Origin of the sequence: Kitasatospora sp. NPDC127116 (assembly GCF_042677365.1) — a bacterium.
GTDB classification, from domain to species: domain Bacteria; phylum Actinomycetota; class Actinomycetes; order Streptomycetales; family Streptomycetaceae; genus Kitasatospora; species Kitasatospora lactacystinica.
Window position 1 is genome coordinate 68,017 of sequence record NZ_JBHXTL010000018.1, and the last position, 19,743, is coordinate 87,759.

General features: G+C 73.9%; 18 protein-coding genes. 12 read left to right on the forward strand and 6 right to left on the reverse strand.

The window, feature by feature from the left end:
* Nucleotides 1–58: 58 nt before the first annotated feature.
* Both ACFVHV_RS11155 and ACFVHV_RS11160 read right to left on the reverse strand, forming a co-directional pair.
* Nucleotides 59–1,906, reverse strand: coding sequence for a protein kinase (locus tag ACFVHV_RS11155; RefSeq protein WP_380350738.1), 1,848 nt, complete (start codon nucleotides 1,904–1,906; stop codon nucleotides 59–61).
* Nucleotides 1,907–2,146: 240 nt separating this feature from the next.
* Nucleotides 2,147–2,722, reverse strand: coding sequence for a TetR/AcrR family transcriptional regulator (locus ACFVHV_RS11160; protein WP_359898971.1), 576 nt, complete (start codon nucleotides 2,720–2,722; stop codon nucleotides 2,147–2,149).
* Nucleotides 2,723–2,879: 157 nt separating this feature from the next.
* On the opposite strand from ACFVHV_RS11160, the gene ACFVHV_RS11165 reads away from it, so the two are divergent.
* The 9 genes from ACFVHV_RS11165 (at nucleotide 2,880) to ACFVHV_RS11205 (ending at nucleotide 12,914) form a co-directional block, all read left to right on the forward strand.
* Complete coding sequence (locus ACFVHV_RS11165) at nucleotides 2,880–4,091, forward strand: agmatine deiminase family protein (RefSeq protein WP_380350740.1); 1,212 nt, start codon at nucleotides 2,880–2,882, stop codon at nucleotides 4,089–4,091.
* Between the two features lie 136 nt (nucleotides 4,092–4,227).
* Nucleotides 4,228–5,313, forward strand: coding sequence for an agmatine/peptidylarginine deiminase (locus ACFVHV_RS11170; RefSeq protein WP_380350741.1), 1,086 nt, complete (start codon nucleotides 4,228–4,230; stop codon nucleotides 5,311–5,313).
* Nucleotides 5,314–5,341: 28 nt separating this feature from the next.
* Nucleotides 5,342–6,988, forward strand: a complete 1,647-nt coding sequence (locus tag ACFVHV_RS11175) for an ABC transporter substrate-binding protein (protein ID WP_359898976.1) — start codon at nucleotides 5,342–5,344, stop codon at nucleotides 6,986–6,988.
* Nucleotides 6,985–7,944, forward strand: coding sequence for an ABC transporter permease (locus ACFVHV_RS11180; protein ID WP_380350743.1), 960 nt, complete (start codon nucleotides 6,985–6,987; stop codon nucleotides 7,942–7,944). The genes ACFVHV_RS11175 and ACFVHV_RS11180 overlap by 4 nt, the downstream gene beginning before the upstream one ends.
* On the forward strand, nucleotides 7,941–8,795 hold the full coding sequence (locus ACFVHV_RS11185) for an ABC transporter permease (RefSeq protein WP_359898980.1): 855 nt from the start codon (nucleotides 7,941–7,943) through the stop codon (nucleotides 8,793–8,795). Before ACFVHV_RS11180 ends, ACFVHV_RS11185 begins: the two co-directional genes overlap by 4 nt.
* Entirely contained in the window at nucleotides 8,792–9,772 is a 981-nt protein-coding gene (locus ACFVHV_RS11190) for an ABC transporter ATP-binding protein (RefSeq protein ID WP_359898982.1), read from the forward strand. The genes ACFVHV_RS11185 and ACFVHV_RS11190 overlap by 4 nt, the downstream gene beginning before the upstream one ends.
* Nucleotides 9,765–10,562, forward strand: coding sequence for an ABC transporter ATP-binding protein (locus ACFVHV_RS11195; RefSeq protein ID WP_380350746.1), 798 nt, complete (start codon nucleotides 9,765–9,767; stop codon nucleotides 10,560–10,562). The genes ACFVHV_RS11190 and ACFVHV_RS11195 overlap by 8 nt, the downstream gene beginning before the upstream one ends.
* 122 nt (nucleotides 10,563–10,684) lie before the next feature.
* A complete protein-coding gene (locus ACFVHV_RS11200) occupies nucleotides 10,685–11,599 on the forward strand; it encodes a DUF4436 family protein (RefSeq protein ID WP_380350748.1) in 915 nt (304 codons plus the stop codon).
* Between the two features lie 133 nt (nucleotides 11,600–11,732).
* Nucleotides 11,733–12,914, forward strand: coding sequence for an agmatine deiminase family protein (locus ACFVHV_RS11205; protein ID WP_359898988.1), 1,182 nt, complete (start codon nucleotides 11,733–11,735; stop codon nucleotides 12,912–12,914).
* A 123-nt stretch (nucleotides 12,915–13,037) separates the two neighbouring features.
* Here ACFVHV_RS11205 and ACFVHV_RS11210 read toward each other — a convergent pair whose 3' ends face one another.
* Nucleotides 13,038–13,691: a TetR/AcrR family transcriptional regulator gene (locus ACFVHV_RS11210; protein ID WP_380350750.1), complete on the reverse strand. Its 654-nt coding sequence runs from the start codon at nucleotides 13,689–13,691 to the stop codon at nucleotides 13,038–13,040.
* Between the two features lie 142 nt (nucleotides 13,692–13,833).
* Here ACFVHV_RS11210 and ACFVHV_RS11215 point away from each other — a divergent pair, with 142 nt between their 5' ends.
* Nucleotides 13,834–15,021, forward strand: coding sequence for an agmatine/peptidylarginine deiminase (locus tag ACFVHV_RS11215; protein ID WP_380350752.1), 1,188 nt, complete (start codon nucleotides 13,834–13,836; stop codon nucleotides 15,019–15,021).
* Nucleotides 15,022–15,115: 94 nt separating this feature from the next.
* Here ACFVHV_RS11215 and ACFVHV_RS11220 read toward each other — a convergent pair whose 3' ends face one another.
* The 3 genes from ACFVHV_RS11220 to ACFVHV_RS11230 form a co-directional block, all read right to left on the reverse strand.
* Nucleotides 15,116–16,276: an agmatine deiminase family protein gene (locus tag ACFVHV_RS11220; protein ID WP_359898994.1), complete on the reverse strand. Its 1,161-nt coding sequence runs from the start codon at nucleotides 16,274–16,276 to the stop codon at nucleotides 15,116–15,118.
* An 84-nt stretch (nucleotides 16,277–16,360) separates the two neighbouring features.
* Nucleotides 16,361–17,398 carry an agmatine deiminase family protein gene (locus tag ACFVHV_RS11225; RefSeq protein ID WP_359898996.1) on the reverse strand — a complete coding sequence of 346 codons (1,038 nt, stop codon included), beginning with the start codon at nucleotides 17,396–17,398 and terminating at the stop codon, nucleotides 16,361–16,363.
* Nucleotides 17,399–17,628: 230 nt separating this feature from the next.
* Nucleotides 17,629–18,183, reverse strand: a complete 555-nt coding sequence (locus ACFVHV_RS11230) for a TetR/AcrR family transcriptional regulator (RefSeq protein ID WP_380350754.1) — start codon at nucleotides 18,181–18,183, stop codon at nucleotides 17,629–17,631.
* A 227-nt stretch (nucleotides 18,184–18,410) separates the two neighbouring features.
* On the opposite strand from ACFVHV_RS11230, the gene ACFVHV_RS11235 reads away from it, so the two are divergent.
* Complete coding sequence (locus ACFVHV_RS11235; RefSeq protein WP_097234875.1) at nucleotides 18,411–18,914, forward strand: RNA polymerase sigma factor; 504 nt, start codon at nucleotides 18,411–18,413, stop codon at nucleotides 18,912–18,914.
* Nucleotides 18,911–19,738, forward strand: a complete 828-nt coding sequence (locus ACFVHV_RS11240; RefSeq protein WP_380350756.1) for a zf-HC2 domain-containing protein — start codon at nucleotides 18,911–18,913, stop codon at nucleotides 19,736–19,738. The genes ACFVHV_RS11235 and ACFVHV_RS11240 overlap by 4 nt, the downstream gene beginning before the upstream one ends.
* Nucleotides 19,739–19,743: the final 5 nt, after the last annotated feature.

The following is a 19,743-nucleotide window of genomic DNA, read 5'->3' on the forward strand; positions in this document are numbered from 1 at the left end:
CCGCCCGGGACGTCCGAGAGCCGCCGCTCCCCACCAGTCGGTGCGGGAGCGGCGGCTCTCAGCCGTTGCGGCGGTACTGGTCCAGGGACACCCTGACCGGCCCGTCCGCGCCGGCGGTCGACAGCACCCGGACCACGGCGAGGTCCCGGCCGTCCGCGGACCGGACGCAGAACGCGCCGCGCGGTCCGACGGCGCCGAACGGCACCCGCCCGGCCGGCCGGGCGCCGAGCCCCTTGAGGCAGTCGGCGACGCCCAGGCCGGCGTCCCGGCCGATGAAGGTGTCGGCGGCCTCCGGGACGAGGAACTCGCCGTCGCCGCGGCCGACGTACCAGATCGCGCTGTCGACCGGGACGACGGTCCCGGTGGCGAGGTCGAACTCGTAGGAGGAGTCCGCCGAGGTCAGCTCGACCCCGCGGTAGACGGCGGCGTAGTCGGTGACGGGCGGCGGTGCGGAAGCGGTCGGCGCGGTCGGGGCCGACCGGGTGGGGGACGGGGATCCGGTGGGGGCCGACGGGCCGGGCGGGGCCGGGGTGACCGGTGCGGCGGTGCCGGACACCGGAGCCTCCTCGGTGGCGGCCTCCACCTGGTCCGGGTCGTCGAGCAGGAACACCGCCGCCGCGGCGCCGACGGTCAGGGCCACGGCGGCGATCAGCGCCGTTCGTCCGAGGGCCCCTCTGCGGCCTCCTCCGGCCCGGGTGCGCCCCGCCGGGCCGCCCCCGGCCGAGGGCACCGGGACGGAGCCGGACGCCGAGGGCGCCGGCACCCGCCCGGAGGCCGCGGCGGGCTCCGGCAGCGGCCCGGACGCGACGACGGTGGGGGTCGGGACGGCCACCGGGGCGAGGACCGTACGGGCCGAGGCCCAGCCCGGCCCGTCCGTCCGGTCGCCCGGATCACCGAAACTTCCCTGCCCGCCGGAACCGCCCGGATCACCGATGCCGCCCTGCCCGCCGGAATCACCCCGCTCGGCCTCGGCCGGCACCTGCGGCAGTTCGGCGTGCCGGGTCATCTGGCTGGTCAGACGGTGCGGCAGCCAGTCGTCGCCGAACCTGAGGTGCCCGCCGACCGCCGGGTGGCTCCGGGCGGCGGCGATCACCTCGGCGGTGGTCGGCCGGTCCTCGGGCCGCTTGGCGAGGCAGTGCAGCAGCAGCTCGCGCAGGCCCGCCGGGACCGGGGTGAGGTCCGGCTCCTCGTGGACGGTCCGGTAGAGCGTCGACGGGTCCGGCCCGTCGCCGAAGGGCGGGTTGCCGCCGGCGACGTGGACGGCGAGGGCGCCGAGGGCGTACACGTCGGTGGCCGGGGTCGCGGGCCGGCCCATCGCCTGTTCGGGCGCCATGTAGGCGGGCGAGCCGATGCGCAGCCCGGTGCCGGTGAGCGCGGTGGCGTCGGCGGCCCGGGCGATGCCGAAGTCGATCACCCGGGGGCCGTCCGGGGCGATCAGCACGTTGCCCGGTTTGAGGTCGCGGTGCACCACCCCGGTGGCGTGGATCGCCTGCAGCGCCTCGGCGATGCCGGCGATCAGCAGCAGGACGGTCCGTTCGGGGAGCGGGCCGAAGCGCCGGACCACCTGCTGCAGGGACGGGCCCGGCACGTACGTGGTGGCGAGCCACGGCGGGGCGGCTTCCACGCCGGCGTCCACGAGCTGGGCGGTGAACAGTCCGTGGATGCGTCTGGCGCTGGCCACCTCCTGGGCGAACCGGGCGCGGAACTCCGGGTCCTCGGCCAGTTCGGGCCGCACCACCTTGAGTGCGACCGGCCGCCCGCCGGGGGTGTAGGAGAGGTAGACCCGGCCCATGCCGCCGGCCCCGAGCCGCGCGTACAGCCGGTAGCCGCCGACCTCGCGCGGGTCGTCCGGGGTCAGCTCCTGGAAGACCGGCTGGAGGGCGAAAGGGGATCGGTCAGCGGACATGCGGGCTGCCTCTCTCGGCGGTCGGGACGTCGGCGGTCGGGACGTCGGCGGTCGGTGGTGTCGGCGGTCGGGACGTCGGCGGTCGGGGACTCGGGCGCGCGGGGCCCGACGGCCGCGGAAGCGGCGTGCGGCGGGCACGGCCTCGCAGAGTTTAGAGGTTCCGTCAGGATTGGCCGAATCCGTCGCCGCCGGCTCGTCCGGGGCCCCGCCGGTCCCGGCGTCCCCGCCGCCCCCGGCGCCTCACCGGGGGTCGCCCAGCTCCGCCTCGATCGCCCCGCGCAGCAGGCGGCGGGCGTGCTCGACCGGCAGCGAGCCGCTGAGCCAGCGCACGCTCAGGCCCTCGACGAGTGCGGTCAGCCGTTCGGCGGCCGCCGCGTGCGCCGGCGCGGTACCGCCCGGATCGGCCCGGGCGAGCAGTTCGGCGACGTCGTGCACCCAGGTGTGGGTGGTTCGCGCGAGGTCCTCGCGAAGCTCCGGGTCGAAGACCGCGGTGGCTCTCAACTCGCCCCAGGCGGTGCTGTTCTCCCGTACTTCGACGGTGTCCTGGAGCTCCAGGAGCAGCACCTGTTCCAGGTCGGCGCGGGGGTCCTCGGTCCGGGGCACCGGGTCCGGTTCGGCGGTGTAGTGGTCGGCGCGGTCGCTGATGAAGTCGAGCGTCCGGCGCAGCAGGCCGGCCCGGTCGGTGAAGTGGTAGTAGATCAACGAGGTGGACACCCCGGCTTCGCTCGCCAGCTCGCCCACCCGTAGTCCGCGTACGCCGCGCCGGGCGATGACCCTGGTGGCGGCCTTGAGTATTTCTGTCCGACGGTCCGACATGGGCGCCCACTCTATGTGCTCCTCGGCTGGTCGGGCCAGCTGCCTGATGATCGTTTCAGGGTTTTCGAGGAGTCCTGCATCAAAAGCTTGACTGAATTTTCAGTACGGTAGAGGATGCGGGGCAACCCCCCACCTCCCACGTCATCCAGGGAGCGCCATGCACACCCCCACACCCTCACGACGCGGCCTGCTCCGGCTGGGCGCCGCCGCCGTACCCCTGATCGCCCTGGGGACGGCCCTTCCGGCCACCGCCCGGGCCGCGACCGCCGGCCCGCCAGGTGCCCCCGCCGCGGCGGACGCCGTCGCCCCGGCCGCGGCGGGCAGCACCACGCGGCTGCGGATGCCCGCCGAGAGCGACCGGCACGACCGCACCTTCATGGCCTGGCCGGCCCTGTCCTCGATCTGGCGGACCCAGCTCTCGGCGGTCCGCGACGACATCGCCCGCGTCGCGTACGAGATCTCCCGCTACGAGCCCGTCGTCGTGGTCGCCCGCCCCGGCCAGGCCGCCGACGCGCGCTACTACTGCGGCCCCGGCGCCTACCACGCGATCACCGTGGTCGAGATCTCCAACGACGACCTGTGGATCCGCGACTTCGGCCCGACCTTCGTGGTCGCACCGGGCGCCGTCGCCGGCGTCGACACCAACTTCAACGGCTGGGGCAAGACCGGCACCCCCTACTACCAGCGCTACACCGAGGACGCCGCGGTCGCCGCCGCCCTCCTCGCCGAGTACGGCGTCGACCGCGTCCGGGCCCCCTTCGTCGGCGAGGGCGGCGCCCTGGAGACGGACGGCCAGGGCACCCTGCTGGCCACCGTCAGCTCGCTGGTGAACCCCAACCGCAACCCCGGGATGTCCCAGGACCAGGTCGAACAGGCCCTGAAGGCGTCGCTCGGGATGGACAAGGTGATCTGGCTGGCCGGTCTGGCGGGCCAGGACATCACGGACTACCACATCGACTGCCTGGCGCGCTTCACCGCGCCCGGCCGGGTGCTCCTCGACCGGCCCGGCCCCGGCACCGACCGGATCTGGATCGACGTCTACGAGCAGGCCAAGCAGGTCCTGCGGACCGCGACCGACGCCCAGGGCCGCCCGCTGACCGTCGTGGAACTCCCCGGCCCGAACCGCGCCCGGATCCGCGGCCGCGGCAAGGACTTCCTGTCCAGCTACACCAACTTCTACGTCGCCAACGGCGCCGTGTTCGTCCCGCAGTTCGGCGACGCCGACGCCGACGCCCGGGCCTACGCGATCCTGCGGGCCGAGTTCCCCGGCCGCGACGTCGTCCAGCTGAACATCGACACCATCGCCTCCGGCGGTGGCGGCATCCACTGCGCCACCCAGTCCCAGCCGGCCGTCCCGCCGGCGCTCTGAGACCCCCTGGCGGCCCGTCCGGTACCCCACGGAGGCGGGCCGCCGGGGATCCTTCCGCTCCCACCACCCTCCCCCTCGACCGGCCCGCGCCCCGAACGCGCCGGGCCGGCCGGGGACCGACCAGAAGAGGTTTCCCGTGACGTACCGAATGCCCGCGGAGTGGACCGAGCACGAGGGCTGCCTGATGGCCTGGCCCGTCCGCCCGGACCTGTGGGGCGACACCCTGGCCGAGGTGAAGCGCGAGTACGCGGCGGTCGCCCGCGCCATCGCGGAGTTCGAGCCGGTCACCATGGTGGCCCCGCCCGGCCACGGCGACGAGGCGCGCGCCCACTGCGGCACGGGCACCGGCACCGGCACCGGCATCACCGTCGTCGAACTCCCCACCGACGACTCCTGGTTCCGCGACTCCGCGCCGATCTTCGTCCTCGACGGCGACGGCCGCCGGGCCGGCGTGGACTTCCGCTTCAACGCCTGGGGCCGCAAGCACAGCCCCTGGGACGCCGACGACCGGATCAGCGGCCTGCTGCTGGAGCACCTCGGCACCCCGGCGATCCGCTCCGAGATGATCCTCGAAGGCGGTGCGATCACCGTCGACGGCGAGGGCACGCTGATCACCACCGAGCAGTGCCTGCTCCACCCCAACCGCAACCCGGAGATGACCCGGCAGGAGATCGAGGCCGAGCTGAAGGCCCGGCTCGGCGTCACCACGATCGTCTGGCTGCCGTACGGCGGGGCGCTGGACACCGAGACCGACGGGCACGTCGACGGCGTCTGCGCCTTCGTCGCCCCCGGCAAGGTCGTGGTGCAGCTCCCGGCCGATCCCGACCACCCGGACTACGTGCGGATGCGGGCCAACCGCGCCGTGCTGGAGCACTCCACGGACGCCCAGGGCCGGCCCTTCGAGATCGTCGACCTGCCGCAGGCCGCCTTCGTCGAGGTCGACGGCCGGGAGGTGGAGGTCGGCTACCTGAACTTCTACCTCGCCAACGGCGGCGTCGTGGTGCCGGTCGCCGACCACCCCGAGGACGCGGCGGCGCTGGCCGTGCTGGCCGCCGCCTACCCGGACCGCAAGGTCGTCGGCGTGCGCGCCCGGGTGATCGCCTACGGCGGCGGCGGTATCCACTGCATCACCCAGCAGATCCCGGCCGCCACGCAGGCCACCGCCACGCAGGCCGATGCCACGCAGACCACCGCCACGCCGTCCGCGGCTGCTCGCGCCTGACCCTCGCCAGCGAACGGAGAAAACCCTCATGACTCCCACCGCGCCCGCGAGACGCACCGCGGCCCGGCGGCGGCTCGTCCTCGCCACCGCCCTGCTCTCGGCCGCGGCCCTGGTCGCCGCCTGCTCCGGCCCGCCCCGCGGCGCGGGCGGGTCGGCCGTACAGCTCTCCGCCGACACCCCGGCGGCCAAGGGCGAGCTCGACTCCTTCACCTGGGCCACCTACGCCGAACCGCCCACCCTGGACTACGTCCAGGCCTTCGACTACCCGCAGAACACCGTGCTCGCCAACGTCTGCGAGAGCCTGATGCGCTGGACGCCCCAGCTCACCCTGGCCCCCGGCCTGGCCGAGAAGGCGTCCAGCCCCGACCCGACCACCTGGGTCTACGACCTGCGGGCCGGCGTGCACTTCCACGACGGCACGGTGATGACCGCCGACGACGTCGTGTACAGCCTCGGCCGGCAGACCAACCCGGACAACGCCTCCGCCTGGGCGCAGGTGTTCCAGAACGTCGACTCCGTCACCGCGACCGGCCCGCTCCAGGTCACCGTCAAGCTCAAGCAGCCCGACTCCCAGTTCCCCCAGTACATGGCGACGGCCGCCGGCGTGGTCGCCGCCAGGGCCGGGGTGGAGGCGGCCGGCAAGGACTACGGCACCAGCGGCGGCCTCGACTGCACCGGCCCCTTCAAGCTGGGCGGTTGGGCCAAGGGCCAGTCGATCGAACTCCAGCGCTTCGACGGCTACTGGGGCACCAGGGCCAAGGCCGGGAAGGTCGTCTTCAGCTTCCTCACCGACGCGTCCGCCCGCACCAACGCGATGCTCACCGGGGACGTCGACGGCGGCTACCTGATCCCCACCGAGAGCTACGACCGGCTGAAGAAGGACGGCCCGGGCACGCTCTACTTCGGCGAGGGCCTGAGCACCGTCAACGTCAACGTCACCAGCATGCACGGCCCGCTCGGCGACCTGCGCGTCCGCCAGGCCCTGTCCCTGGCCCTCGACCGCTCCGGCTTCGTCAAGGCCGGCCTCTCCGGCGCCGGCACCGTCACCGGCTCCCTCACCACCAGGGCGGCCTGGGGCGCGGCCCCCGACGACGTCCGCAGGACGGCCTTCGACGGCCTCACCCCCACGGCGCAGGACATCGACAAGGCCAAGGCCCTGGTCAAGGAGGCCGGCGCGAGCGGCCGGACGATCGTCATGGCCACCAGCACCATCGGCCAGGACGTCTCCCTGCTCGCCACCGCCGTCCAGGCCGCCGGGGCGAGGATCGGGCTGGACGTCCAGCTGAGGACGATCGCCCCGAACGCCTTCACCGCGCTGTTCACCGACCCCAAGGCGCGCGAGGGCATCGACCTGTTCCCGGAGACGTACTACGACTCCATCACCGACCCGCTCGACCTGCTCGTCAACTTCCGGACCGGCGCCTACCAGAACTTCGCCGGGTACAGCGACAAGGCCTACGACGACCTCGTCGACCAGGCCACCGCCGAGTACGACCCGGCCAGGCGCGGCGCGATCGAGGCGAAGCTCCAGCAGACCGCCTCCCAGCAGCTGCTCTGGATCCCGGTCGCCGAGTGGCCGACCGCCGTCTTCCTCAACAAGCGCATCACCGGCGCCCCCACCACCATCGCGTACATGTACTACCCGTGGGCCGCCGACGTGGGGGCCGCCCGGTGAACTTCCTGAGATTCGCCGCCCGGCGACTGGCGGAGATGGCCGCGACCCTGCTCGGCGCCTCCTTCGTGGTCTTCGGCGCGATGTACCTGGCGCCGGGCAACCCGGCGAGTTTCCTCCTGTCGGGCCGGTCGGCCTCGCCGGCCGCCCTGCAGGCGATCAACGACCAGTACCACCTCGACGACCCGTTCCTGGTCCGGTACTTCCGCTGGCTCGGCCAGGTGCTGCAGGGGGACTTCGGGCGCTCCATCACCTACCGCACCGACGTCTCCGCGCTGCTCGCCGACCGCCTGCCGGCGACCCTGACGCTGGTGGCCATGGCCCTGGTGGTGGTCGTCGTCATCGGTCTGGCGCTCGGCTGGATCGGCGCGGTGCGCGGCGGCGCGACCGACTCGGCGATCCTGCTCTCCACCACGCTCGCCGTCGGCACCCCCTCCTTCGTCGCGGCCGTCCTGCTGCAGGGCCTGTTCGCGGTCAAGCTGGGCTGGTTCCCCACCAGCGGCACCGGCGACGGCTTCGCCGACCTGCTGTGGCACCTCACCCTGCCCGCGGTGGCCCTCGCGCTGTACCTGATCGGGATGCTCGCCCGGGTCACCCGCTCGGCGATGCTGGACGCCCTGGAGGGCGAGCACGTCACCGTCGCCCGCAGCCGGGGCGTGCCCGAACGCGAGGTGATCCGCCGCCACGTGTTCCGCAACTCGCTGGGCACCGTGCTGACCACCGGCGGCCTGATCGTCTCCACCCTGCTGGTCTGCACGATCCTGGTGGAGTCGGCCTTCAGCGTCGGCGGCATCGGCCAGCTCCTCGAACTGTCCACCACCACCAAGGACTTCCCGACCGTCCAGGCCATCTCCCTGCTCGTCGTCGCCCTGTTCATGACCGTGAACCTGGTCGTCGACCTGCTCCACCCGCTGGTCGACCCCCGGGTCGCCCTCGGCACGAGGAGGTCCGACGCATGAGTGTCGCCCTCGCCCGCCGGCCCGGTCTCGGCCGCCTCAAGGCCGCCCGCGCCCCGCTCCACCTGGCCTGCCTGGGCATCGTCGCCCTGGTGGTGCTCGCCGCCCTGCTCGCCCCCTGGATCGCACCGGACGACCCCAACGCCGTCGACCTCGGCAACGCCCTGGCCGGCCCCTCGCCCGACCACCTGCTCGGCGTCGACACCGCCGGCCGCGACACCCTCTCCCGGCTCCTGCTCGGAGCCCGCACCTCCCTGCTCGGCCCGCTCGGCGTGGTCGCCTTCTCCACCGTCGCGGGCGTGGCCGTCGGCCTGGCCGCGGGCTGGCGGGGCGGCTGGCTCGACTCCGTCCTGTCCCGCAGCACCGAACTCGTCTTCGCCTTCCCCGGCATGCTGCTCGCCATCCTGATCGTCTCGGTGTACGGGGAGGGCCTGCTCGCCCCCGTCGTCGCCCTGGCGGTCGCCTACCTGCCGTACGTCTCCCGGCTCACCCGCTCGCTCGTCCTCGCCGAACGGTCCCGCCCGTACGTCAGCGCCTACCAGGTTCAGGGCCACTCCACCCTGCAGATCTGCCTGCGGCACGTCCTGCCCAACATCGCCCCGATCGTCCTCGCCCAGTCCACGATCAACTTCGGCTACGCCCTGATGGACCTCGCGGGCCTCTCCTTCCTCGGGCTCGGCGTCCCCGCGCTCACCCCCGACTGGGGGCGGATGGTCTTCGACGGCCAGACCGCGATCCAGCACGGCTACCCGCTCTCCGCGATCCTGCCGTGCGTCCTCATCGTGCTCACCGTGGTCGCCTTCAACGTCGTCGGCGAGCGCTGGGCCGACCGCGTCGCCCGGAGGACCCCATGAACCGCAGCAGCCACGAACCGGAGCAGCGTGTGAACGCCCTCGACGTCCGGGGCCTGCGGCTCCGCCTGCCCGGCACCGCCCGGCCCGTCCTCGACGGCGTCGACCTCACCGTGGGCCCGGGGGAGACCGTCGCCCTGGTCGGCGAGTCCGGCTCCGGCAAGAGCCTCACCTCCCGCAGCGCCCTCGGCCTGCTGCCGCCCGGCGCCACCGCCGAGGGCAGCGTCCTGGTCGACGGGGAGGACGTCCTGACCATGGGCCCCGACCGGCTGCGCGCCCTGCGCACCGGCCGGGCCGCCATGATCTTCCAGGACCCCCGGGCGGCCATCAACCCGCTGCGCCGCGTCGGCGACTTCCTCACCGAGAGCGTCCGCCTCACCGGCGCCATGGGCCGGGAGGACGCCGACCGGCGCGCCGCCGAACTGCTCGACGCCGTCGGCCTCGGCCCGGAACTGCTGAACCGCCACCCCGGGCAGCTGTCCGGCGGCATGCTCCAACGCGTCATGATCGCCGCCGCGCTGATGGGCGACCCGGTCCTGCTGCTCGCCGACGAGCCCACCACCGCGCTCGACGTCACCAGCCAGGCCGAGGTCATCGCACTCCTCGGGGAGCTGCGCCGACGCTTCGGCACCGGCCTGCTGTTCGTCACCCACGACCTCGGCCTCGCCGCCGCCATCAGCGACCGCGTCTACGTCATGTACGCCGGGCGGATCGCCGAGACGGGCCCCGCCGCAGCGCTCTTCGAGAGTCCCCGCCACCCCTACACCGCCGCGCTGCTGGCCTCCACCCCGGGGCTGGAGTCCGACAGCCGCCGCCTCGCCGCGATCGACGGCCAACCGCCGGACCTGCGCCAGGAGTTGACCGGATGCGCGTTCGCCGCGCGGTGCCGGTACGCGACCTCCCGGTGCCGCGAGGAGACCCCCGTGGCGCTCCCGGTCGCCTGCCACCACCCGCTCGAAGGGAGCCGCGCCGATGCCTGAGGCCGTACTGGAGGTCACCGGACTGTGCCGGACCTTCGGCACCGTACGGGCGGTGGACGACGTCACCTTCACCCTCGCCGCCGGCGGATCGCTCGGCATCGTGGGCGAGTCGGGCTCCGGCAAGACCACCACCGCCCGGATCGTCGTCGGCCTCGAACAGGCCGACGAGGGGCGGGTCGCCGTCCGGGGCCGGGCCCGCGGCGGCCGGGTGCGGGGGAGGGCCGAGCGGCTGGCCCGCGCCCGCGAGGTCCAGATGGTCTTCCAGGACCCGTACCTCTCCCTGGACCCGCGCACCAGCGTCGAGGCCGCGCTCCGCGAGACCCTGCGGCTGCACTTCCCCGGCACCGACCACGAGGCCCGGATCCGGGAGCTCCTCGACCAGGTCGGCCTCGGCACCCGGGCGGCCGACGCGCTGCCCCGGCAGCTCTCCGGCGGCCAGCGCCAACGCGTCGCCATCGCCCGGGCGCTGGCCGTCCAGCCGGCCGTCCTGGTGCTGGACGAGGCGGTCGCCGCCCTGGACGTGTCCGTGCAGGCGCAGGTGCTGAACCTGCTCGCCGACATCCGCGAACAGACCGGCATCGGCTACCTGTTCATCACCCACGACCTCGGCGTCGTCCGCTGCGTGACCGACGAGGTCGTCGTCATGCGCCACGGACGGATCGTCGAATCCGGCCCCACCGCCCACGTCCTGGACTCCCCGCAGCACGCCTACACCCGGCTGCTGCTGGAGTCCGTCCCCCGGCCCGGCTGGGATCCCGACCGGATCGCCGCCGCGCGCCGCGCCTTGTAAGACGGCCCCGGCCCGGCAGGTGGTGGGACCCGCCGGGCCGGGGCGACCGAGCAACACCGGCGGGCGACGCCGGGCGGCAGCGAACCTGCCGGCCCGGCGCCACCGCCGCAGGAAGGACGACCGTGCAGGTCACCACCGACGACACCAGCGCGACCGACCGGGCCGCGCACCGAGCCCCCCGCCGCCGTTGGCGGTTCGCCGCCGTCCTGGCGGTGGTCATCACCCTCTGCGGGTCGGGGATCGGGCTGTACCTCAACGAGCGCGACACCCGCGAACAGACCAGGGAACTCGCGATCCCGTCGACGCCCGACTGGATCGAACTGGACGTCACCGCCCAGGACGTGGACCCGACCGCCCAGCAGCTGACCCTCTACGTCACGCCCGTCCCGCACGGCAGGTTCGCCGCCGGGCCGGACTCCCAGACCTTCGCCCGCCCCGTCGAGATCACCGTCACCGGCACCCCCAGGGTGACCATCCGGGCGGCCGAGGGGGAGGCCGCGGCGTCCCAGCTCGTCCAGGTGGGGACGTACGACGGCACCAAGACGGACTACCCGTTCGACCGCTACCGCACCGAGGCCGGCTTCACCGCCACCAGCGGGGGCGCGGCCGTGCCGGTCGGCCTGGTCCTCACCGACACCGACCCGTTCTTCGTACTGCGCCCGCAGGTCACCACCGCGAGCTCCGGTGCCGTGACCCTGGAGGCGCGGATCACCCGGTCCCGCAGCACCTTCATCCTCTCCTGGTTCATGATCGCGGCCATGTGGGCCATCGCCCTGGCCGTCCTCGGCGCCGCCGAGGTGCTGTACCGCAAGCGCGAGGGGCTGGTCTGGCCCTCCCTGGGCTGGATGGCGGCGAGCCTGTTCGCCCTGATCGGCATGCGCAACGCGGCCCCCGGGTCGCCGCCGATCGGATCACTGATCGACTACGTGGCGTTCTTCTGGGCCGAGGGCGTCATCGCCGCCAGCCTGGCCTGCACCGCCTGGTCCGGCATCCGCACCGAGCACCGGCTGCGCCGCGAGCGGGAGGCGGCCGCCTGACGTGATCCGAAAGAGAGGGCCGAGGGGCCGTGAGCGGATTCCCCCGAACGGCGGGTGCGCGCCGCGCCGGAATCTGACCTTCCGGTCAGTAGCCTGCGGAGCCGAACCCCGACACCAACCGGAACGAGGCCCCATGGCTCACCCCCGGCCGTCCCGCCGCTCACTCCTGCGGTCCGGGGCCGCGCTCGCCGCGCTGGCCCTGGCCGGTGGCTGCTCCTCCGACGGCGGATCGGAGGAGCAGTCCGACAGGAGCGGTACGGCTTCGGGCGCGGCCCCGTCCACGAGCCCGGCGGCCGGGGGGTGGGCCATGCCGGCCGAGTCCGGCCCGCACACCCGCACCTTCATGGCCTGGCCGGCGCTGGAGGAGGTGTGGGGCGACCAGCTGCCCGGGGTCCGGCAGGACATCGCGGGGCTGGCCCAGGCGATCGCCGGCTTCGAACCGGTCGTCCTGCTGGCCCGCCCCGACCAGGCGGCCCAGGCCCGGCAGGCCGTCGGCTCCTCGGTCGAGGTGCTCGAACTGAAGGTCGACGACCTGTGGGCCCGGGACACCGGCCCGACCTTCGTCACCGGCCCGCAGGGGCTGGCCGGGGTCGACTTCAACTTCAACGGCTGGGGCGACAAGCAGACCCACGCCAATGACAGCCTGGTCGCCCGCTACCTCCTCGACCACTACCGCATCACCCGCATCCAGGCGCCGATCACCGGCGAGGGCGGCGGCATCGAGGTGGACGGCGAGGGGACGCTGATGGCCACCGAGAGCTCCTGGGTCAACGGCAACCGCAACCCCGGCAAGTCCCGCGACCAGATCGAGGCGAGCCTCAAGGACCTGCTCGGCGTCGAGAAGGTGATCTGGTTCCAGGGCGTCGCCGGGCAGGACATCACCGACTGCCACGTCGACGCCCTCGCCCGCTTCGCCGAGCCGGGCACCGTGGTCCTGCACCGTCCCGCCGCCGACGCCCCGCCGGACGTCTGGACCACCGCCTCCGCGCAGGCGCTGCAGGTGCTGCAGACGGAGACGGACGCCCAGGGCCGCACGCTCAAGGTGGTCGACCTCCCCGAGCCCGACACCGCCCTGATCCCGGGCGCGGGCAAGGACTTCCTGGCCACGTACATCAACTACTACGTCTGCAACGGCGGCGTCATCGTCCCGCGCTTCGGGGACCAGGCCACCGACGACCGGGCGGCCGGCATCCTCGGCGATCTCCACCCGGGCCGCAAGGTCACCCAGGTCGGCATCAACCACATCGCCTCGGGCGGCGGGGGCATCCACTGCGCCACCCAGCAGCAGCCCGTGGCGCCCGGCTCCACCCCGTGACCGGTCGGGCTGCGGAGGGTCGGGCGGCGCGGGGGCGGGCCGTGCGGATCGGGCTGTGGAGGGTCGGGCTCCGGACGGTCGGGTGACGCGGGTCCGGGCGGCGTGCGGTCCCTCCGCGGACCGTCAGGCGCCGGACGGCCGGGGGGTGGACGACAGCGATTCCAGCAGGGTCCGCAGCACCCGCTCGGCGTCCACCGTCCCGTCCAGCGACCCGATGGCGGCGAGTCCGTCCACGGCGGCGGCGAAGGCCTCCCCGAGCGGGACCGGGTCGCCGCCGTCGCCGCGTTCCTCCAGCAGGCAGCGGAACAGGCCCACGAAGGAGGCCCGCCAGCGCGCGTACTCGGCCTCCAGGCTCGCGCGGACGCGTTCGTCGTTGAGGGCGAGCCAGTGCAGGGCGGCGTGCAGTCGGGCCAGGTCGGGGCTCTCGGGCCGGGTGAGCAGCGTCAGGACCCGCTCGGAGCGCTCGGCGTAGCCGCCGGGACCGGCGACCGCCTCCTCCAGCGGCGTGATCCACTCGGGCCGGATGTCCGCCACGACCGCGACGATCAGGTCGGTGCGGTCCGCGAAGTGGTAGTGGCACATCCCGTGCGAGACCCCGCACAGCGCGGCCACGTTGCGGGTGGTGAACCGCCCGGCGCCGTCGCCCGCGAGCAGGGTGCGGGCCGCGGCGATCAGCCGGGCCCGGGTCTGCTCGCCCTTGGCGGAAGCGCGGGTCCGGCCGGGGCCGCCCGCCGCGGAGGCCGTTCGTGCGGCCGTGCCTGTCGCCTGTGTCGCCATGGCCGTCACTGTAACGACCGGGGGAGTGCCGCAGGGGCGCATCGGGAACGATGGCTGCGCAAAGTATTGACCGAGCGCTTGGCCAGTTTTACCTTTTCGGTCAACTGCTGCACAAGCAGTGGACGTTGACATGGAGGCAGTGATGGACGACCGCTCCAGAACCGAGACGACGGCCGCGGAGGGGCTCGGCCGCCGCCGGTTCCTGACGGCCGCCGGGATCGTCGTCGCCGGCACCGCGCTGACGGCCGCGACCGGCGGGCCGGCCCAGGCGGCGCACCGCCGCACCGCCACGGGTGCCGCCGCCGGCGCCGGCCTCGCCGCGGGCTTCCGGGTGCCGCTGGACACCGTCCGGCACACCCGCACCTGGATGGCCTGGCCGGACAGCAGCACCATCTGGCGCAACAAGCTCGGCGGTGTCCAGTCGAACATCGCCCTCATCGCCAGAACCATCGCGAAGTACGAGCCGGTCACCATGTGCGCCAACCCGGCCAGTGTGGCCAAGGCGCGGTCGATGTGCGGCTCGACCGTCACCGTCATCGGGGACGTCCCGGTCGACGACTGCTGGATGCGCGACACCGGCCCGGTCTTCCGCACCGACGGCGCGGGCGGCCTGGACACGATCGGCCTCAACTTCAACGGCTGGGGCAACCACCAGAACCCGCACGGCAACGACGCCCTGGTCGCCGGGCGCGTCGCCGCCTACCTCGGCCTGCCGTTCACCGCCGCCGGGCTGGTCGCCGAGGGCGGCGCCATCGAGACGGACGCGGCCGGGACGCTGATGGCCACCCGGAGCAGCATCCTCAACGCCAACCGCAACCCCGGCATGTCCCAGGCCGCGGTCGAGAGCGCGATGTGCGCCGCCTACGGCGCCACCAAGGTGATCTGGTTCAACGGTGTCGCCGGCCAGGACATCACCGACGACCACGTGGACGCCACCTCCCGCTTCCTCGGCGCGGGGACGGCCGCGGTGCAGATGCCGCTGGCGAGCGACACCGACGCCTGGTCGAACGACGCACGGCAGCAGTACCGGATCCTGACCACCTCCACCAGCGCCCAGGGAACTCCGTTCGGGGTCAGCCAGATCCAGGGGCCCGACTACAACCTGATCCGCTCGACCGACCCCAACTTCGTCGGCTCCTACGCCAACTACTACCTGTGCAACAACGCGGTGATCGCGGCGCAGTTCGGCGACACCAAGGCCGACAGTGCCGCCCGGGCCGCCCTGGCCCGGATGTTCCCCGGCCGCACCGTCGAAAAGCTGAACATCGACAGCCTGGGCGCGGGCGGCGGCGGGATCCACTGCGTCACCCAGCAGCAGCCCGCGGCGTGACGAGGCGGGGCCGGGTCCGGCCCGCCGACCGGACCCGGCCCCGGGCGCCGGGCCGACCCTCCGGGACGACCCGGGGAGCCGGCCCGCCGCCCGCTCAGCCCAGGGCGGGGATGTCGTGGGTGGCGCAGTGGATGCCACCGCCGCCGGCCGCGATCGCGTCGATCTTGACCGGCACGATCTCCCTGCCCGGGAAGTACTGCTTCATGATCTGCTGGGCCCGGTCGTCGGCCCTGGCATCGCCGAACTTCGGCAGGTAGACGCCCTTCGTGCCGATGTAGAAGTTCATGTACGAGGAGACGAAGGCGTCACCGCGCCCGGTGATCCGGTCCGGGTCCGGCTGCTGGAGCTCCACCACCTGGAGCTTGCGGCCGGTCGCGTCGGTGGCGTCCTTGAAGACGGCGCGGGCCTGGTCGGCCGAGCGGGACCAGACGTCCGGCGGGGTGCCGGGGAAGGCCTGGTCGAGCAGGACGACGCCGGGGGCGGCGAAGCGGGTCAGGCAGTCGACGTGGGCGTCGGTGATGTCCTTGCCCTTGACGCCCGCCAGCCAGATCACCTTGCTCACGCCGAGGACCCGCTTCAGCTCGGCCTCGACCTGGTCCCGGGTCATGCCCGGGTTGCGGTTGTCGTTGACGACGGAGCTCTCGGTCACCATCAGGGTGCCCTGGCCGTCGGTCTCGAAGGAGCCGCCCTCGGCGACCAGCCGGGTCTCGACCCGCTCCACGCCGTACTTGGCCAGTACCGTCCGGGCGACCTTGGCGTCGTTGCCGCGCTGCTGCTTGCCGCCCCAGCCGTTGAAGTTGAAGTCGACGCCCTTGACCGTGCCGCCCTCCTCGACGAACACCGGCAGGGTGTCCCGGGCCCACAGGTCGTCGACGGCGATCGGCACCACCTCGACGGCCGAGCCGCAGGCCTTCCGGGCGGCGTCCTGCTGCTCGGGGCGGGCCATCAGCACGACCGGTTCGCGCGCCGCGATGGCCTGGGCCAGGCCGGCGACGTCCCGGCGGACGTCCGGCAGCTGCTCGCCCCAGATGTTCTCGGAGGCCGGCCAGGACATCACGGTGCGCAGGTGCTTCTCCCACTCGGCGCCGAAGCGGCGCACACCGGGGGTGCCGCCGGGCTGCGGGGGCGGCAGGGTGGCGCCGTCCTCGATGCCGTTGGGGTCGCAGGCGGTGAGGCCGAGGGTGAGGGCGCCGACACCGGCGCCGACACCGGCGAGGCGGCGCATCAGGGTACGGCGGGACAGGGCAGGGGACATGCGGGCACTCCGGCTGTGGTGGTCGGTGCGGTGGACGGGATGTGCGGTGCGGCGGCCGCGGCTGCGACGCGGGCCGCCCGGTGGCTACGGCAGCGGTTCGTGCATGGTCGAGCAGTGGATGCCGCCGCCGCCGGCCATCAGGCGGTCGACGTCGATCTGCACCACCTCGCGGCCGGGGAAGGCCGCGGCGAGCGTCTCCCGGGCGGCGGCGTCCTTGTACGCGTCGCCGAACTCGGCGGTGATGACGCCCCCGTTGACGAGGACGAAGTTGAGGTAGGAGTCGACGAACTTGGAGCTGCGGGAGCGGACGGTGTCCGGGCCGTGCACCGGGATGACGTGCAGGCGGCGGCCCCGGGCGTCGGTGGCGGCGGAGAGGATCGCGAACTGCTCGCGGGCGTCCCGCGCCCAGGAGTCGTTGCGGTCCGCCGGCGGCAGCTGCACCATCACCACGCCGGGGCGGACGAACCGGGAGGTGACGTCCACGTGGTCGTCGGTGATGTCCTCGCCCCTGATGCCCGGCAGCCAGATCATGGTGTCCGCGCCGTAGGCCTCCAGGACGGACTCCTCGATCTCGGCCCGGCTCATGCCGCGGTTGCGGTTCTTGTTGACCAGGCTGCTCTCGGTGGCCATCACCGTGCCGTCGCCGTCGGTCTCGATCGCGCCGCCCTCGCCGACGAAGTCCGCGTAGGTGTGGCGCAGGCCGCGGCGGGCGGCGAGGCGCTCGGCGACCCGGGCGTCGTCGTGGTGCACCTGCTTGTTGCCCCAGCCGTTGAAGTTGAGGATCACGGCGTCCAGGCCGCCGTACCCGTCCCGGCGGAACACCGGCGCGGTGTCGCGCATCCACAGGTCGTCGGTGGGGATGGCGGTGATCACCTCCACTCCGGAGCCGCACCGGGACCGGGCCTTGCCGGCGGTCCAGTCGTCGGGGGCGCACATCACCACCGGCTCGAACTCGGCGATCGTGCGGGCGATCAGGGCGATGTCCTCCTGGACGCCGCCCAGGCGCAGTCCCCACACGCCCCTGCGGGAGGGCCAGGACATCCAGGTCCGCGCGTGCGGCACGTCGTCCGCCGGCACCCAGGGGTACGGCCCGGTGGAGCGGTCGTCGGGGTAGTGGGTCATGAGGGTCTCCAGATCGTGCGACGGTGCCGGGAAGGGCGCCGAGGGCCGCCGGATCCCACTCTTCGCGCCGCGACGCGGTGGCGCACCACGGGGACGGGCCGGCGGCAGCACCCTTCCTGCGGCTTCAGGCTCGCACTGACTGAAAGTTCAGTCAAACTCATGGGCGCGCCATAACGCATCCTTGACGGGATCCCCGCGCAGCGTGACAAGCCCTGCGCGGTCCGTGCGGATCAGGACCCGAGCCGGGCCACCTCGACCTCGATCGCCTCGGTCAGCAGGGTGCGGGCGTGCGCCAGCGGCAGGCTGCCGCTGAGCCAGCGCGTGCTCAGCCCCTCCAGCAGCGCGGTCAGCCGCTCCGCCGCGCCGGCCAGCGCGACCGCGGAGGCCATCGGCCGCACGTCGCCGAGCAGTTCCGCGACCTCCTGCACCCAGATCCGGGTGGCCCGCGCCAGGTCCTCGCGCAGCGTCTCGTCGAACACCGCGCTCGCCCGCAGCTCGCCCCAGGCGGTGCTGTTCTCCCGCACCTCCGGGGTGTCCTGGAGCTCCAGCAGCAGCGTCTGCTCCAACTCCTCGCGGGGCGTCAGCGGCGGGGCGTCCTCGGCACGTTCGGTCGTGTACCGCTCCGCCCGGTCGTTGATGAACTCCAGCGTCTGCCGGAGGATCCCCGTACGGTCCTTGAAGTGGTAGTAGATCAGCGCGGTGGACACACCCGCCTCGGCCGCGAGCTCCTCCACCCGCAGTCCGCGCACCCCGCGCCGCGCGATCACCCGCGCCGCTGCTTCCATGATCGACGTTTTACGACTGGCCACGATCCACCACCTTACCGGCGGCGCGGGCGCCGGTCCCGCCCTCCGGCTGACCGACCGATCAGCCGGAGCCGGCGGCCCGGGCGCGGAATGTGGCGCAGGTCACGCCGGATCCAGAACCCGGGCGCCGGATCTCGCGTCTGGCTGGTGTGAGATCACGCAGGAGAGCACTGGACGAGGTGGACGAGGAGCGCCTCCTCCGGCTGGTGGCCAGGGGAGACCGCGGGGCGTTCGACGAGCTGTACCGGCGTACGTCGCCATGGCTGGCGGTGCGGCTGCGCCGCCGCTGCGCGGACGAGCAGATCGTCGCCGAAGTCATGCAGGAGACCTATCTCGCGGTGTGGCGCGCGGCCGGCGCGTTCGCCGGGAGCGCGGTCGGCGGGACGGCCGTCGGGTGGCTGTGGACGATCGCGGCACGCCGCCTCGTCGACGCGTTCCGGCGCCGCGCCCACCACGCCGAACCGCCGGTCGCCGCGGCCGAGCGGGCCGTGGTGCCCGCGGCCGAGGAGGAGGCGCTCGCCGGGACCGTCGGCGGCGACGTCGGCGACGCCCTGAGACGGCTGGCGCCGGAACTCCGCGAGGTACTGCAGGCCACGGTGCTCGACGGGCTCTCCGTCCGGGAGACCGCCGTCCTGCTCAGACTGCCCGAAGGCACGGTCAAGACCCGTGCCCGTCGGGCCCGGATCGCGATGCGGGAGGCACTTGCATGAGCAGGGAACACGCGTCCAGGCAGTTGATCGACGACTACGCACGTGGCGACACGACGATCGCGGCGGACACGGTCTGGGCACTGGAGGCCCACCTGGAGACCTGCGCGCCGTGCCGGAGCCGGCTGGCGGCCTCCGTGGCCACCGGGGTGCCCGGCATCGCCGCGCTCGTCGACACCGTCCGGGCCGGCCTGGAACCGCAGTTGGACGCGGCGGCCGCAGTGGCCCCGCGGAGGCACCGGCCGGGATGGGTGTCGTCCTGGCTGACGCCGGTGATGACCCCGTGGCTGGCCATGACCGCCGTCGTCACCCTGCTGGCGCTGCTGCTGGACGCGGTCGCGCCGGCGGAGCGCTTCGGCGGCTCCTCACTGGTGTCGCTGATCGCGCCGGTGCTGCCGCTGTGCGGCGTCGCCGCGTCGTGGTCCAGCGGCCTGGACCCGGCACACGAACTGACCGCCTCGACCGCCCGGGCCGGTCTGCCCCTGCTGCTCAGGCGCACCACCGCGGTCCTCGTGGTGGTCCTGCCCCCGCTGCTGCTGGGGGGATGGCTGACCGGGACCATGACGGCCGCGCAGTGGCTGCTGCCCTCCCTGGCCTTCACCTCCACCGCCCTGGCACTGGGCAGCGTGGTCGGGGTGACCCGCGCCGCCGTCGGGCTGGCGCTCGCCTGGGGCGCCGTCGTCCTGGCCCCCGCGTCGCTCACCGGCCGCGTCCCCTCCGTCCTGCAACTGGCCCTGCAACCGGACCGGTTGCCCCTGTGGGGGCTGCTCCTCGCGCTCGGCGCCGGCGCCGTGATCGCCCGCAGGGACGCGTACTCGACGCTGTGAAACCC